Source organism: Streptomyces sp. SGAir0957 (assembly GCF_043523415.1).
Genome location: NZ_CP027290.1, coordinates 88,763 through 103,029, shown reverse-complemented (window position 1 = coordinate 103,029; position 14,267 = coordinate 88,763). Strand labels below are relative to the sequence as shown.

At 72.7% G+C, this 14,267-nt stretch carries 9 protein-coding genes; 4 read left to right on the top strand and 5 right to left on the bottom strand.

Annotated features, from left to right (window positions below; all coding sequences use genetic code 11):
- Window positions 1-60 precede the first annotated feature (60 nt).
- Both C1N81_RS00875 and C1N81_RS00870 read left to right on the top strand, forming a co-directional pair.
- On the top strand, window positions 61-1,701 hold the full coding sequence (locus C1N81_RS00875; protein WP_394425695.1) for a M48 family metallopeptidase: 1,641 nt from the start codon (window positions 61-63) through the stop codon (window positions 1,699-1,701).
- 138 nt (window positions 1,702-1,839) lie between these two features.
- On the top strand, window positions 1,840-2,601 hold the full coding sequence (locus tag C1N81_RS00870) for a hypothetical protein (RefSeq protein ID WP_394425693.1): 762 nt from the start codon (window positions 1,840-1,842) through the stop codon (window positions 2,599-2,601).
- Between the two features lie 211 nt (window positions 2,602-2,812).
- Here C1N81_RS00870 and C1N81_RS00865 read toward each other — a convergent pair whose 3' ends face one another.
- Both C1N81_RS00865 and C1N81_RS00860 read right to left on the bottom strand, forming a co-directional pair.
- Window positions 2,813-3,736, bottom strand: coding sequence for a calcium-binding protein (locus tag C1N81_RS00865; RefSeq protein ID WP_394425691.1), 924 nt, complete (start codon window positions 3,734-3,736; stop codon window positions 2,813-2,815).
- Window positions 3,737-4,021: 285 nt separating this feature from the next.
- Entirely contained in the window at window positions 4,022-4,450 is a 429-nt protein-coding gene (locus tag C1N81_RS00860; protein WP_394426213.1) for a phospholipase, read from the bottom strand.
- A gap of 501 nt (window positions 4,451-4,951) precedes the next feature.
- Here C1N81_RS00860 and C1N81_RS00855 point away from each other — a divergent pair.
- Complete coding sequence (locus tag C1N81_RS00855; RefSeq protein ID WP_394425689.1) at window positions 4,952-6,088, top strand: eCIS core domain-containing protein; 1,137 nt, start codon at window positions 4,952-4,954, stop codon at window positions 6,086-6,088.
- A 177-nt stretch (window positions 6,089-6,265) separates the two neighbouring features.
- On the opposite strand, the gene C1N81_RS00850 is transcribed toward C1N81_RS00855, so the two are convergent.
- The 3 genes from C1N81_RS00850 to lanM form a co-directional block, all read right to left on the bottom strand.
- Window positions 6,266-9,178 carry a helix-turn-helix transcriptional regulator gene (locus tag C1N81_RS00850; RefSeq protein WP_394425687.1) on the bottom strand — a complete coding sequence of 971 codons (2,913 nt, stop codon included), beginning with the start codon at window positions 9,176-9,178 and terminating at the stop codon, window positions 6,266-6,268.
- A gap of 99 nt (window positions 9,179-9,277) precedes the next feature.
- Entirely contained in the window at window positions 9,278-9,502 is a 225-nt protein-coding gene (locus C1N81_RS00845) for a hypothetical protein (protein WP_394425685.1), read from the bottom strand.
- A 147-nt stretch (window positions 9,503-9,649) separates the two neighbouring features.
- Window positions 9,650-12,763: a type 2 lanthipeptide synthetase LanM gene (gene lanM / locus C1N81_RS00840; RefSeq protein ID WP_394425683.1), complete on the bottom strand. Its 3,114-nt coding sequence runs from the start codon at window positions 12,761-12,763 to the stop codon at window positions 9,650-9,652.
- Window positions 12,764-13,259: 496 nt separating this feature from the next.
- Between lanM and C1N81_RS00835 the strand changes: the two genes are divergently transcribed.
- Window positions 13,260-14,255 carry a LuxR C-terminal-related transcriptional regulator gene (locus C1N81_RS00835; RefSeq protein WP_394425681.1) on the top strand — a complete coding sequence of 332 codons (996 nt, stop codon included), beginning with the start codon at window positions 13,260-13,262 and terminating at the stop codon, window positions 14,253-14,255.
- Window positions 14,256-14,267 lie beyond the last annotated feature (12 nt).

Genomic DNA, 14,267 nt, shown 5'->3' with positions numbered 1-14,267 from the left:
CGTAGGATCCACGGTCACCGCCGCCCGCCGGGCGGCGCGTCCTGTGGGGGGACCAGATCGATGTCCGTTCGTGTGCGCGCGATCAGCGCGCTTGTCCTGCTGTCCGGATTCTTCCTGATCGGCGTGGTGCTGCTGGCCGTGATGGCCACGGTCGACTGGCTGCTGCTGACCCGTTTCCTCGTCGCGCAGGCCGCCTGGCTCGAAGCCACCCTGGTGACGTCCACGGTGCTGGCGGCCGTGGTGATCGTGCAGGGCCTGGTCACGTTCCTGCGGGCGGGACGGCTGCGGCCGGTGCCGGACGCCGTGCCGGTGGGGCCCGACGAGGAACCGGAGCTGTGGCAGGCGGTACGTGAAGCGGCCGACGCGGCGGGGGAGCGGGCCCCCGACGAACTCCTCCTCACCGCCGAGGTCAACGCCGGGGTCGCCGAACAGAGCCGTCTGCTCGGGCTGTTGCCCGGTCGCCGCCGACTGCTCCTCGGCCTCCCGCTCCTCGCCGGGCTGACCCTGCCGCAGCTGCGCTCGGTCCTGGCCCACGAGTTCGGCCACTACGGCAACCGGGACACCCGGCTCGGCGGTGTCACGATGCGCGGCCGCACGGCGGTGCTGCACACCGTGCGGATGTTCCAGCAGGGCAGCACCGGCCTGCACGCCGTGATCGGCTCGCTCTACGTGGCCTACGCCCGCGTCTTCCTGCGCTCCTCGCAGTCCGTGGCCCGCGCCCAGGAGTTCGCCGCCGACCGCGCGGCCGCACGGTACGCGGGCCGCACCGCGACGGCCTCGGCGCTGCGCACGGTCCCGGTCGTCGACACGGCGTACGACCACTACCTGACCACGTACGCGGAACTCGGCGCGCGCTGCGGCGCCCTGCCACCCCGGGGCGAGTTCTACGGCGGCTTCCGGCACCTGCTCGCCGCACGAACCGGCGACCGGCTCGCGGCGCTCGGTGCGCAACGGCGGCCCGAGCGCCCGCACCCGTACGACTCGCACCCGCCGATGGCCGAACGGGTCGCCCGCATCGAGGAGTTGCCCGAGGAGACGATCGAGGAGGCGATCGAGGAGGCGATCGATGAGTCGGCCGAGGGATTGGCCGGGGAATTGGCCCAGGAGTCGATGGACGGTGAGCGTCGCGACGAGGTGGGCGCGTCGCCCTCCGGGCTGTCGCTGCTGCGAGACGCCGACGCGGCGTTCGCGGCGCTGGAAGCCCGCGCGCTGCCTGCGGAGGTGGCCGGATCGCAGCGGATGAGCTGGGACGGCCTCGCCCTGTCCCGTTCGGTCGCGGACGCACGGGAGTGGGCCGAGCCGCTGCGGACGGCCACCGGCCGCGCGCTGCATCCGGCGTCGCGGCAGACGCGCACCGAGCCAGGTCTCGCGGAGGTTCTGGACGCGTTCGACGACGGCCTCCTGTGGGGCGACATCGCGGACCGTATGCCACGGCCGTACCAGGCAGGGCGGCTGACCGGGGCATCGGCCCGCAACTTCATCCGCCCCGCACTCTTCGACGGCCTCGCCGGTCTGGCCCTCCTGCACCTCGTCGAGTGCGGCGCGGCCACCCCCGACATCGCCTGGTCAGGGACGCCCGGCCTCGCTCTGCCCGCTCATTGGGAGGCCGGCATGGACGCGGCCGTCGACGCGGCGATCGCCGACGAGCCCGACACGGCGCCCCTGCGCGCCCTGCTCGCGCAGCAGGCCGCCGTCTCCTGAGAGCAGTCCTTCCGTAGGAACCCGGCAACGAGAGCCGCTTCTCCCCTGCTGATCGATCACCTTGGCCGGCGGTTCGTGACCAGGTGAGACTGGCGGCGTACGACACATCCGGCGCAGGCGTCGGCAGGCGGGGGATCCATGACGACGACCAGGGCGAGAGCACATGCGGCGCGCGGTGACGAAGCGCGGTCGGCCGCGCCCGGTCCGGGCCGGAACCTGTTCCTGGGCGCGCTGCTGATCGTCGCGGCCCTGCTGTCCGCGTCCGCCTGCTACGCGGTCTTCGCCCATTGGCTGCCGAACGAGCGCGCCCTCTACCGGGATTACCGCGCGGCCGTGGCGTGCCTTGACCACGGGGACATCCAGGGGGCGGAGGAGTGCCTGCGGGAGGTCACCTTCACCGTCGAGGACACCGACACCCGCGTCAAACACCTGAGTGCCACCCTGCGCGGCCCCGCACCGTACGGCAGGACTACCGTGCCGTTCGGCGACCCGGGACCCGTACTGGACGCGCTCGGGGAGGGCGACCAGGTCACGGCCACCGTCTGGCGCGGCGCGGTCGTCGAGATCGGGCGCAGCGGCTCCCGGCAGAACTCCTCCGACGCCCCGCGCGACGAACCCCAGCCGATCGCCGCCGCCGGAACACTCGCCGCGCTCCTGGCGGCGCAGGCGCTGGTCTTCGGGCTCGTCCGGCTCCTGCGGCCGCGCGACCCCGGGCTCTTCGCGTGGCGCCCATTCGGCAAGGTGGTGCTGCTCGTCCCGGTGGCCGGCTGTGTCGTCGTGGGCCTGCTGTCCGCCTGGACGGGCCTGCCGTGGCAGCTCGTCCCCGCGGTGTGCGGACCGGTCACGGCGGGGACGGCATACTTCCTGCACCGGGATCTGCGCGCCAGCCACGGCGGGTGATGGGTCGCCCCCACCTGCGAGATCCGGCCCGTTGAGCCGCCGGGGAGGACCGGGACCGGCGCGCACTGGGACCGGCGCGGACCGGGACCAACCCGGACCGGGACCGGCCCGGACCGTGCCACCGGCTTTGCGGGCCGGCCGGCACCGGGACGAGGACGCGTGCGTCATCGCCTCGCCGCCCCGATGCGGCCGGCCGGCCGCCTGAGTGGGCTCAGCGCACGTCCACGCAGTCACCGGTGGCGGTGACCGGCGGCGTGGTGGAGGTGCCCTCGAACTTGTAGCGGTAGCAGCGGTCGGTGGTGGCGGTGCGGGTCTGCTTCTCGACGCCCGCCAGGCTGCCGGTGCCGGTGAGGTGGCTGCTGGTGGTGGCGTACGAGCCGGTCAGCGAACGCTCCTGGAGGCGGACGGTCTGCTGGGTGTAGCCCGCGTACTTGTGGGTGTCCCAGTTGGCGCGCTCCAGCTTGCCGGTGATCGTGATGGTCTTGCCCTTGGCGACGGGCTCGGGGGCCGCGTCGTTGCTCAGCCGGGACCAGCGCTTGAGGTACCAGGTCCTGGCGTTGTCGGTGTCCACGTCGGTGTCCGCGTCGGTGATCGCCCAGAGGGAGATCTTCCAGGCCCCGGCATCCTCGTTCGTCAGGTAGTTCCGGGGATCCATCTTGAAGGTGGCCTTGCAGGTGTACGTGGTGCCGCCGGACCGGACGCAGAGGTCGGCGTCCGCATTGAACTCCTCGGAGTTCAGGAACCGCTCCAATCCGCTGCCGGTGTCGGTGCCGCGCCAGAGAGACGCGTTGGTGCCGTAGAGCGTCGACCCGCCGGTGATCGTCCACTTCACGGTGACCGCCTGCGTGTTCGTCGTCCCGACGCGGGCGGTGTTGCCTCCGTTGACGGTCACGCCGGAGACGACGGTGGCGTCCGCGGCGCTCGCGGCGAAAGCCCTGGGCACGGCGGACTTCGCCGCCGACGCCTCGGCGGCAGCGGCCCTGTTCTGCTTCAGCGCCTGGGACGCGCCGGTCCCGTCCGCCATCGCGGACGGTGCGACGAGCAGTCCGACGGCGAGCCCGGAGGCGGCCAGAGCGCCGACACCCAGGGTCACCTTTTTGCCGGACGTCAACTGATCGCGGGAGTGCTGGGACATGAGGAGCTCCGTTGTCGACTGTCGATCGAAGAGCGGACGCGGGTCGCGGCACGGGCGGACCCACATCACGCACGGCCACAGCAGCCGCAGAGGTGTGATCGGCGATGAGGCGAAAAGGTTGTACGGGCGTCGGGGAGTATCCGGATCCCACATCCACCACATCCACCACACCGGCCGACGGCCCCCGACCGGATACGTGGGTCAGGGGCCGTCGCGTCGTGCCAGGACGTGTGTCAGGACATCGTGCCGGGGCGTTGTGTGGGGTGCGGTGGGTGCTGCCCGTGGTCAGCCGAGGGCCTTGACCGCCTGGTAGTACGTCCAGGCCAGCGAGTTGCACGCGGCTTTCTGCACCGAGCCGAGAGGGGCGCAGACCCGCTTAAGGTCCTCGTAGAAGGCGCTGTCGAGGCGGGACTTGTTGGCGTCGAAGGTGCCTATCGCCTTGTAGTTGCGGTAGCCGAAGTCGTGGCGCGCGCACGAGAGGTCGAACTTGAAGCCCAGCGGGTTGTCGGGCGAGCTGGAGCAGAAGTCGGTGCTCCAGTTGAAGCCGTAGGCGCCCCAGGCGCCCTGGTTGTTGCGGGCGGCGATGAAGGCGTTGTAGCTGGAGGCGCTGGTCTGCGTCCAGGACGAGAGCACCTGGGGCTTGTCGGCGGGGGCCGCGGTGGCGGGGGAGCTGAACACCGTGGCGGCGAGCAGGGCGGTGGCCGATACGCCGATGCCTTTGGCGACGTGACGGTTCACGGGTACCTCCGGGGGTGAGGGGGCCTGATGGTGCCTCAGGAGTCACACCAGTCTCGGAGTTGCCCACGGAGCGCGTACAGAGCGCGTACTGAGCACGACTTGAGTCGGCCCTTCTGACCGGGCCGGGCGACCCGATGCGGGGCCTTTCGCGCCGCGCTTCTCGCCTGCCACCGCACGGCGAGACCGCTCATGCTCGCTCCGCTGCCTGGGCGACCCAGCCCACTGGCGCGCCAAGGCCGACCGTCCCTCCGCGCAGGAGATCTACAAGCGCACCGTCGACGGCGCCGCCACCGCCTACAAGGGATCACTGCCCCTTTGGGCAGAGATGGGTACGGCGTCGTCGTCCCCGGGGTGCATTCCCGCAGGTGGGACAAGAACCGGAGCCCAGTTGTCCGAAAGGCCTCAGAGCTACGGGTTCCAGAGGGGGCACCGTGTCTTTAGGGTCGAACATCCAGAGCCCCACCCGAGGAGGCGCGGATGCACTCGCACGACAAGAAGTCCCGATCCGCCGCGCCGGGCACCCGTGGCGGTACAGGACGCTCGGGCCCGCCCGTGGGGTCGTTGGGGTTGCAGGCCGGCGTCGGCAACCAGACGGTGTTGCGGATGATGCAGCGTGCGCGGGAAGAGGAAGAGGGAAGGCATCAGCACGACGAGGAAGCCGTTCAGCGGTCCGACGTCGAGGCTGGTCTGCGCACGCACGGCCGCCCGCTGGATCAGGCCACGCTGGCCCGCAAAGAGGACCAATTCCAGGCTGACCTGTCTGCCGTCCGGGTGCACGAGGGGACTGTCGCGCGGCAGGCGGCTGCCTCCGTCCAGGCGCGGGCGTTCACGGTGAATCAGGACATCGTGATCGGGGAGCACGGCGGCGATGCGCAGACGCTGGACCACGAGCTGACCCACGTGGTCCGCAACCAGGCGAAAGCCTCGACAGGACATCGAACGGGCGGTGGGTTCAGCATGACCCATCCGCACGACGCTGAGGAGCGCGAGGCGGAGTCGAACGCGGCGCGGATGCGCTCGGGCAGGGCCAGCGCGATTCAGGGTCCTGGCCCGGGTGCCGCAACTACTGCCGGCGCCGTCGCAGCCTCGGTCCAGCGCTGGTATGACGATGAGGCTGATCCGCTGCTGTTCAACGGGGAGAGGGACATCCCCGGCAAGCAGCCGCGTGATGCTCAAACCAGGGCCCAGGTGGATGCCTTCCTGGCGAACTTGGACCGGCCGGACTGGTATCCGCGTACTCGGGAGTCCGTGATCGACAACGCGGAGAGCCGCCGTGTCACCGATCCGTTCACGGACCAGCCCACGCTGATGTGGCAGTGCGCGTCCTGCAGGCGTGGCGTCACCTATCCCGGCGTTGACATCGGGCACCGCCAGCCGTGGAAGCAGTACCTGCGATCCAAGGGTGTCACCAACGATGATGAGGCGAGGGCCGCGTACAACGACCTGAACAATCTGCAGATCGAATGCGCGACCTGCAACCGCAGCCACGATTTCGAGCGCAACGCCGCCGGTGACTACCTCAGCGGTGATGAGGACTCGGAACACTCCAGCGATCGGGACTTCATCGTCTCGGACAACAGTTCTGTCGACAGGATGTCCACCTCCTCGGGATGAGGGATCCGGGTGAGGCTCCTCCTTGGGAGTGCCTTCCGGCGCAGGTGACGGCCGGCGATGTGGTGGACACGCATCAAGCGCATCAAGCGCATCAAGCCCGTGACGCGCTTGCGGTTGATCCTCCGTTCTACGCCGAACCCGTGCAGGCTCGTCACACGGTCTTCCGCCGCCCTGACCTCACTGCTCCAGCAGCCGCGTCGACCGTGCGCACAGGTCCGCGCGACTGGCCGCGCCCGTCTTGTTCATCAGGCTGGCGATGTGTTTCTCGACCGTGCGGGGTGAGATGAAGAGGCGTTCGGCGATGTCCTTGTTGCTCAGGCGGTCGGCGAGGAGACGGAACGCCTCGTACTCGCGCACGGTGACGCCGAGGGACCGCAGATGTTCGGGGATGCCGTCCGTGCCGCTGCGGTGCTGGTGCACGGGGGCGCCGCTCCGTCGCAGGGCGGCCCGGCAGGCGTTCGTGACGGCCGGTACCCCCTGCTCGTGGAAGTGGTGTTCGGCCCGCCTGAGCCAGGCGACCGGCTCGCCCCATCCGTCCTCGTGCGCCGCGTCCGCGACCAGCCGCAGGCCCAGGTGCAGGGCGGTCGGATACACGGCGGCGTCGCGCAGCGCCGTGGCGATGCGCTCGCCCGCCCGCTCGGGCTGCCCCTCCCGGCCGAGCAGGACCGCGTCCGCGAGCGTGACGAACTGGCGGTTCCACCGCATCTGTCCGACCGCGGTGGCGGCGACCGCCTCGTACCGGGGGCGGTCCGCGTCCCCGGCCAGCACGTCGAGGAGCACCCCGACACCGTGTGTGCCGCTGAGGTGGTAGGTGCTGGGGTTGTGGCGTTCCAGCGCCGACACCGCTCTCAGCTCCTCCCGGGCCAGCTCCCGGTCCTCCTCCATCAGGGCGCAGAACGCGCGGGCCATGCCGAGTGTGAGCGGCTCCTCCTGCGAACCCGCGCCTTCCCATTCGGCGAACGAGTCGAGGGCCTCCTGCATCGCCCGCCGGTCGCCCCGGTGCGCTTCCAGCGACGCCAGTGACATCAGGAGGTAGCGGACGGCCGGGGCGAGCCTGAGCCTGCGGACGATCGCCAGGCACTCGACGGCCGCCTCCCGCGTCTTCTCGCGTGCGCCCCGCATCACCCCGTCCAGGACGAGGATGCCGTCCACGGTGTGCACGATGTTGATCGAGCCGAGCCGCAGCGCCTCCTCCCGGGCGGACAGCAGGCCGGCGGTGTCACCTTCCGCCAGCCAGTCGTTGCCGCCGATACGGGTCGCGGCGTACATCCGCCGCAGCGGGAGCTGGTGCCGCTCGGCCGTGGTCAGGGCCTTTTGGAGCATGGCCCGGGACTCCTGCGGGTCCTGTTCGCGGGCCACGGTCGCCAGCAGCTCCCAGGCCTGGCAGGCGACCGCGGGCAGCGCGTAGCGCTCGGCTGCGTCGGCCGCCGCGCGCGCGAGTCTCTCCGCCTGCTGGGTGCGGTCGGTGCCGGGGGTGTCCAGGGCGAGATAGGCGGCGGTGACGTCGACGGACGCTGCCGCCGCGCCGTCCGGGTTCGTCCCGAGCACCTCGCGGGCCCGGTCGATCTGCTGGTTCCCGTCGTTCCAACGCCCCGCCGTGTGCGCCACCTTGGCCAGCCGGGTGTGCAGGATCGCCAGCCGGGACGCCCCCAGCCCGGCGCTGTCCAGGGCGTGCAGATGCTCGACCAGGTCGAAGGCCCGGTCGAAGTCGCCGGACTCGGCCAGCGCGGGCAGCAGTGGTTCCAGCGCGCTCGCTCTCTCCTGCGGGTCACCGGCCCGCGCCAGCAGGGTCTCGGCCCGGCTGAGCAGGGTGACCGCCGAATCGAGGGCGCCCGCCGACAGGGCCCGCCGCCCCGCCTCGGCGAACAGTTTGCCGGCCGCCGCGTCCTCGCCGGCCTCGGAGCGCAGGCCGGCGGCGAGCGCGCACCAGTCGCCGGGCAGCTGCGGGTGCAGCTTCTCCACCGCCTCCGCGCCCTGACGGGCCAGATCCGCCCGCTGCCCGGGCGTCAGCTGGGTGAACAGCGCCTCCACGGTGGGGGAGTGGCGAAAGGAGTACCAGTCGGGGGCGGGCTCGTCCGGAACCACAAGCCGGGCGGCGACGCCGGCCTGGAGGTGGCTGAGGAGCGCTCGGTCGTCGACCCCCGTCATCTGCTGGAGCACGGTCAGCGGGAACCGCCTGCCCAGCACGGCCGCCGCCGACAGCAGCGTCAGGCCCTCCGTGCCCAGCCGGTCGATGCGGCGCAGGATTCCCCGCGCGAGAGCGGAGGAGACGTCACCCCGCGGATCACCGACCGTCCGCCAGCCGTCCGGTCCCTGCACCAGGGTGCCGGCGCCGATCATCGACTGGAGTAACTCCTCGACGAGGTACGGGCTGCCCGCGCTGCCCTCCCACAACTGCTCGAGCACCGCGGCCGGCACGTCCTCCGGGGGAGTACCCAACTGACCCGCCACCAGGTCGAGAACCTGGGGGCGGGTCAGGGGTGACAGTTCGAGGACCGAGGCGGTGCCGCGCCGGCGGGCCGACTGGGCGAGGTCCAGGGCGTCGCTGAAGTCCGTACGGGCGGTGGCGAGCAGCAGAACCGGGCTGTACTCCAGGTTGTCCACGAGGTATTCGAGGACGCCCAGCGTCTCGGGGTCGGCGTCGTGCAGGTCCTCAAGGACCAGGAGCCGGCCCCGGCCGTGATCGGTGGCCATGAGCAGGCGCAGGACGGCCTCACCCAGGATGACCATGGAACTGCTGTCACCGGCGCCGGTGTTCCAGTCGGGTATCAGGCGTCCGAGCACCGGTCTGTACGGTCCCAGGGACAGGTCGTCCAGCGATTCACCGGTGCGGAACAGCGACATCAGCGCCTCGGTCAGCGGCCGGAACGGAATCGCCGGTCCCGTGGTGCTGCTGCGTCCCCGCAGGACACCCATCCCGGCCCCGACCGCGCTGCCCACGACCTCGGCCGCCAGCCGCGACTTGCCGACCCCGGCTTCGCCCACCAGGAAGACCACACCGCCGCGCCCCTGCCGCGCTTCGGACAAGGCGCGTTCGAGCAGCCCCAGTTGGGCATCCCGGCCGACAAGTGACGATGCTTGGAGGCGCATGATCTCCAAGCATAATCGGAATATCCGGAAGCGCGGTGTGGTCTCGGCTTTCCGCCGCGGTCCATCCGGCGGGCCCGGCTGCCGGGCGGCCGGGGGAGGTCAGTGGGGTGCGGACACCGAGGTGTCGATCGAGCTCAGCGTGATGACGATGCCGCTGGTGAGGACCATCCCGGCCAGGACGCGGGCGCGGGCGCAGGCGCGGTTGCGGCCCGAGAGGGTGATGCCGCCCGCGGCGTCGTCCTGCGCTTCGACGGCAGCCGGGGTGACGGCGGTGTCGGCGGAGACGGAAGCGACGTGCTCGGAGTGCAGGTTCCGCTGGTCCATGAGGGAACTCCTTCGTGGGGGATGTGCCGGGTGAGCGGGAGAGAACGGAGAAGAGGAGACGAGGAGAAGTGGAGAAGAGGAGAAGTGGAGACGAGGAGACGAGGAGAAGAAGACGGGGCAGCCGTCGGGTCGCCGGGCGGGCTCGGCCTAACAGGTCCGTGCGGTGGCCGGGATCGGCGGACGGGAGTGCTCAAGGAGGAGCGCTGAGGGGACACGGTCGGGGGAGCAGAGGCGGAGCAGCCCGTACCCGATTCCGGCGAGGCCGGTCAGCAGGGCGGGAGAGGGGACTTGGTCGGGGGTCGCGCAGCGGTGCTGCTGGCCTTCGACCGTCGCGAGCAGCCGGCCGCCGGTGCGGGTGAGGGCGGTGGACGCCGCGGGGTCGCCCCGGCCGGCGAGGACCGACAGGGCCTCCACCGCGCCGAAGGCGCCGTGGCCCGCGCTCAGATCGGAGCCGTCGCCGAGTGCGGACAGCCGGGCGGCGAGCCCGGCCTCGTATCCCGGCAGGTGAACGGTCGCGGCGGCGATGCCGGGCAGTCCTGCGGTCCACGACGTACCGTACGCGGCGGCGTCGATCGAGGCGGAACGCAGCAGCCCGGCCGCCGCCTCCCGGCGTCGCCCGTCGGCCCGGTGGGCCGCGTGGCGCCACAGCGCCCAGCCGATGCCCGCGGCTCCGTCGGCGAATCCCGCGTCGCCCCCGCCGCCCCCGCCCTGCGCGGTGGCGTCCGCCAAGGCGTCCGCCAGCGCGTCGGCCAGTTCCAGGGCGCGGGGCGCGCCGGTGGCCTCATGGGCGGCGACCGCCGCCGCCAGGGCCCCGGCGGCGCCGTCCGCGAACCCGTGGTCAGGGCAGGCCGCCACGGCGTGTTCGAGTGCGGTGAGCGCGTCGGGCAGCGAGTTCGCGAGGTCCGCGTCGAGCAGGGCCGACAGCCGGATCAGGCCGTACAGGATGCCGCCGATCCCGTCGTACGCTCCGGGTCCCACCACGGCACACAGTTCGGGGTCAGCGGCCAGCATCTTCAGCAGCGTCGGCAGCGGCTGCGCCGCCTCGTGGGCGAGCGCCGTGTAGCGGTCGGCTCCCGCGAGGAGTCCGGCCTGCGCGAGGAAGAGCGCGACCCCGGTGTAGCCCTGGCCGAGTCCGGCCCCCATCGGGAGGACCGACCAGTGACCGCCGGGCAGGCGTTCCAGGCCGATCCAGTTGGCCCGGCCGCCGGAGCGCACGGCGCGGGCGGCGATCTCGTCGGCGATCCCGCAGGCCGCTGCGAGCAGCCGGGACGGCTCGGGCGCCACGGCGGGCAGGGGCGCCGGCACCAGCTCGGAGCGCGGCCTGACCAGCGGGGAGTCCGCCTCGCGGGCCGCAAGGGCGGCCGCGACGATCCACTCCTGGTTGCGGCAGTCGACCTCGTCCATCCGGGAGATCTTGGCGCGGACCGCCTCGACGCTCGCCGTCGGCAGCAGGTTCGCCAGCCAGGTCCCGCCCGCTGCCCGTACTTCCGTTCCGGAGGGCCGGTGGACGAACAGGGGGACGTCCCCGCGCCACAGGTCCTCGGTCTCGTGCTCCACCAGGCGGCCGCGCGCCGGGTCGTGCGCCGACTCGGTCCACAGCACCGCGAACGCGGCGTCCCGGGCGAGCGCGTCGCCGAGCAGGGCCGGGTGCGTGGACTCCTCCAGCAGCGTGGAGTACAGCCGCGTGGAGCGGACGATCAGCCGTGCGGGGCTGTCCGCGTGCCGGGCCAGCAGGCCGTCCGGCGCGGTCAGTTCGGCGCCGTGCGCGCGGATCGCGGCGTAGGTGGTGCGGAAGCCGTCAAGCAGCGCGGCGCGGTGGTCGGCGCCCTGGAGCCGGTGCCCGGCGGGCAGCGGCTGGTTCTGCGCGGCGGGACTGATCACCCGGCCGCGTACGACCCGCATGGTGTCAAGGCCGCTGTCCTTCCAGCACAGGCCCTCGCTGGGGTACGCGCCCTGCTCGGAGCGGCCGAGCGCGGAGATGTCCAGCGCGCCGTGCTCACCGATCAGCAGGTGGGGCAGCAGGCATGTGCGGTGCACGGAGGCCTGGAGGGCGTCGGCGGCCGGATCCGCTCCTGCCGTGGCGGCCTGCGGAAGCCCGGTGTGCAGCAGGGTCTCGGCGTCCACGAGGACGGGCTGGTCACCGGCGGCGATGAGGTTCTCGTAGTGCATGTCGGCGCCGTCCACCGCGTACAGCAGGGACAGGAGTGCGCCCTGGCGCCGGTAGAAGGCGTCCGCCTCGGACATCGATCCGCACCAGCGGTGCTCGATGTACTCGAGCCAGCCGTATTCCTGTCGCCGTACCGTGCGCGGGGTGCGCAGTTCCAGGCCGGCGACCCGCCCGGTGAGCCAGTGCGCCAGGTCGTCGAGGAGGGCGTGCTGCCCGAGGGGGCGCGGCTTGTAGACCGCCCGTGAGCCGTCCGCGAACTCCAGGACCGCCACGGCGCGCCCGCCGCGGTGGACGTCACCGCGGCCCAGGTCGACGCGGGTGAGCGGACCGGGGTCGCGGCCGGCGAGCAGGACGGCCACCAGTTCTTTCCGGTCGGTGTGCAGCCGCAGGCCCAGTTCGGCGACGGCGTCGGCCGCGTCCAAGGCGGCCTGGCCAAGGAGCCGGGCCAGCACCGGATAGGAGGTGAACAGGGTTCGCAGGCCGTCGGCGCTGCCGCGGGCGGCGAGGAAGGAGGCGAAGCGATCGCGGGAGGTGGCACCGGGGAGCCCTCCGGCGCGCCGGGCGGCGTCGAGTTCGCGGACGAGTGTGCGGGCCGCCTGCCGCGCCATCCGGCTCAGCAGCCACTGCTCGAACGAGGCGCGCAGCAGGGCCCGTTCCACCGGGGGGAGCGGCGCAAGGCGCCGGTCGAGGTCGGCCGATGCGGGCACCACAAGCGGCGCCACGACCGGTGCGAACACCTCGGGCCCGGTGGCGTCGTGGCCGAGCGCCGGGCGTGCGGCGGTGTCGGCGTGGAGCAGGGCCTCTTCGACGTAGTCGGCCCAGCGCGGGGTGCCGGCGCGGTCCGCCAGGTGTTCCGGTGCCTCGGCGACGAGCGCCCGGACGGCGAATTCGTCGAGGCCCAGGTGGGCGAGCCGGGCCGCGAAGCCCGCCGTGTCCCCGGCCGCCCACGGGGCGCGGCCGGACGTGGCGGTCGTGGCTGACGCCGCGGGACGTCCGGGGGCGGCGACGCGCTCGCTGAGGGTGAGCGCGGGGGCCCACCAGGCGAGCGGCAGGTGCGCGCTTCGGGGCGTCGTGGGTGCGGCTGTTTCGGTCACGGGAAGAACGTCCCAGACACCGCGCGGCCCCCACATGGGGGCGCATCCCCCATATTCTCCGACGGCCCCCGGGGAGGGGTGGGGGCCGACGCGTCGTCCCTGGGTGCGGACGGCCCGAACTCGCGGCGCCGGAGCGGCGAATCCGCAGGCCAGTGCGCGTACCCGGATGCCTCGGTGCCGCGTGCGGCACACCGTGACAGCTCGCTCCGGAGATACGTGGTCCTCGCGCGGCAGCACGGGAGCGGCCGGTGTCCGCGGACTCCCTGGCCGCCCGCACGGGACGGGTGCCGTCGTACGGGGAGCCACGCCCGGTACGGAGCACCGCCCCACAACTTGGGTGGTCGGCCCGCATTCCCCACCGCCCGGGCCTCCCGTCTACTGATGTCCGGTCGATGACCAGGCAGCGGCACGGGACCGTGCCGTGGCCCGCCGAACGTCGTCCGACTCGATGCGTGACCAACAGGTGCCGTACAGCCGAGACAACAGGAGTGAAGGAATGCGGACCTCTTCGGGTATCGACCCCCTCGCACGAAGCGTCTACCTCGCCATGGTCGACCTGCCCGGCGCCGGGGTCACCGAGTTGGCGGAGCGGCTGAAGGAGGACGAGGAGACGGTCCGGGAGCGCCTTGAGCGGCTGTCGGCCCTCCTGCTCGTGGTCCCCGGGGACACCGCCTCCGGCTGGCGGCCGGTCGCCCCGGAGGTGGGCCTGGCCGCGATGCTCGCCCGGGAGCAGGACGACCTCGCCCGCCACCGGTTGCAGGTGGAGGACAGCCGCCTCGAGGTGACCCGGCTGCTGTCCGAGCACGCCCGCAGCGGCCGGGACGGGATGCCCGGCGTCGAGTGGCTGGCCGGCGCGGACGCCGTGTGGCGGCGCGTCACGGAACTGGCCGAAGGATGCGAGCAGGAGTGGCTGACCGTCGGTCCCACGGAACGGCTCGCCCTGTCCGTCACCGGGTCCGCCGGGCCCGTCGACGAGATCCTGCGCCGGCGCGGCGCGGCGTCCCGCACGATCGTCCTGGAGAGCGTCCGCAACGATCCCGAGGTGATGGACCGGGTGCGCGGGAGGCAGGACAGCATCGGGTCGATCCGTACGCTGCCCTCGCTGCCCGCGTGGATGATCCTCTGCGACCGCACCCACGTCGTGGTCCCGGTCGCCACCGCCCGGTCCGTCGTCGGCGCCATGGTGTGCGGCGTCGAGTCGGTCACCGAGGCGTTCGCCGCCCTGTTCACCCGGCTGTGGAAGGAGGCGCTTCCGCTGACCGAGGCACGCCCCCGTACCCGCGGCGCCCTCTCCCTCCAGGAGCAGCACGTGCTGCGGCTGTGGGCGCAGGGCCTCACCGACGCCGCCGCCGCCCGCAGGATGGACGTCTCGCTGCGCACGGTCCGCCGGCTCTCCGAGAAACTGACCGACCGCTTCGGTGCGCAGAGCCGCTTCCAGCTCGGCGCCCTGGCCATCGCCCAGGGCGGCATCCAGGCCGAGGACATGGCCTGACGCGACTCGCGG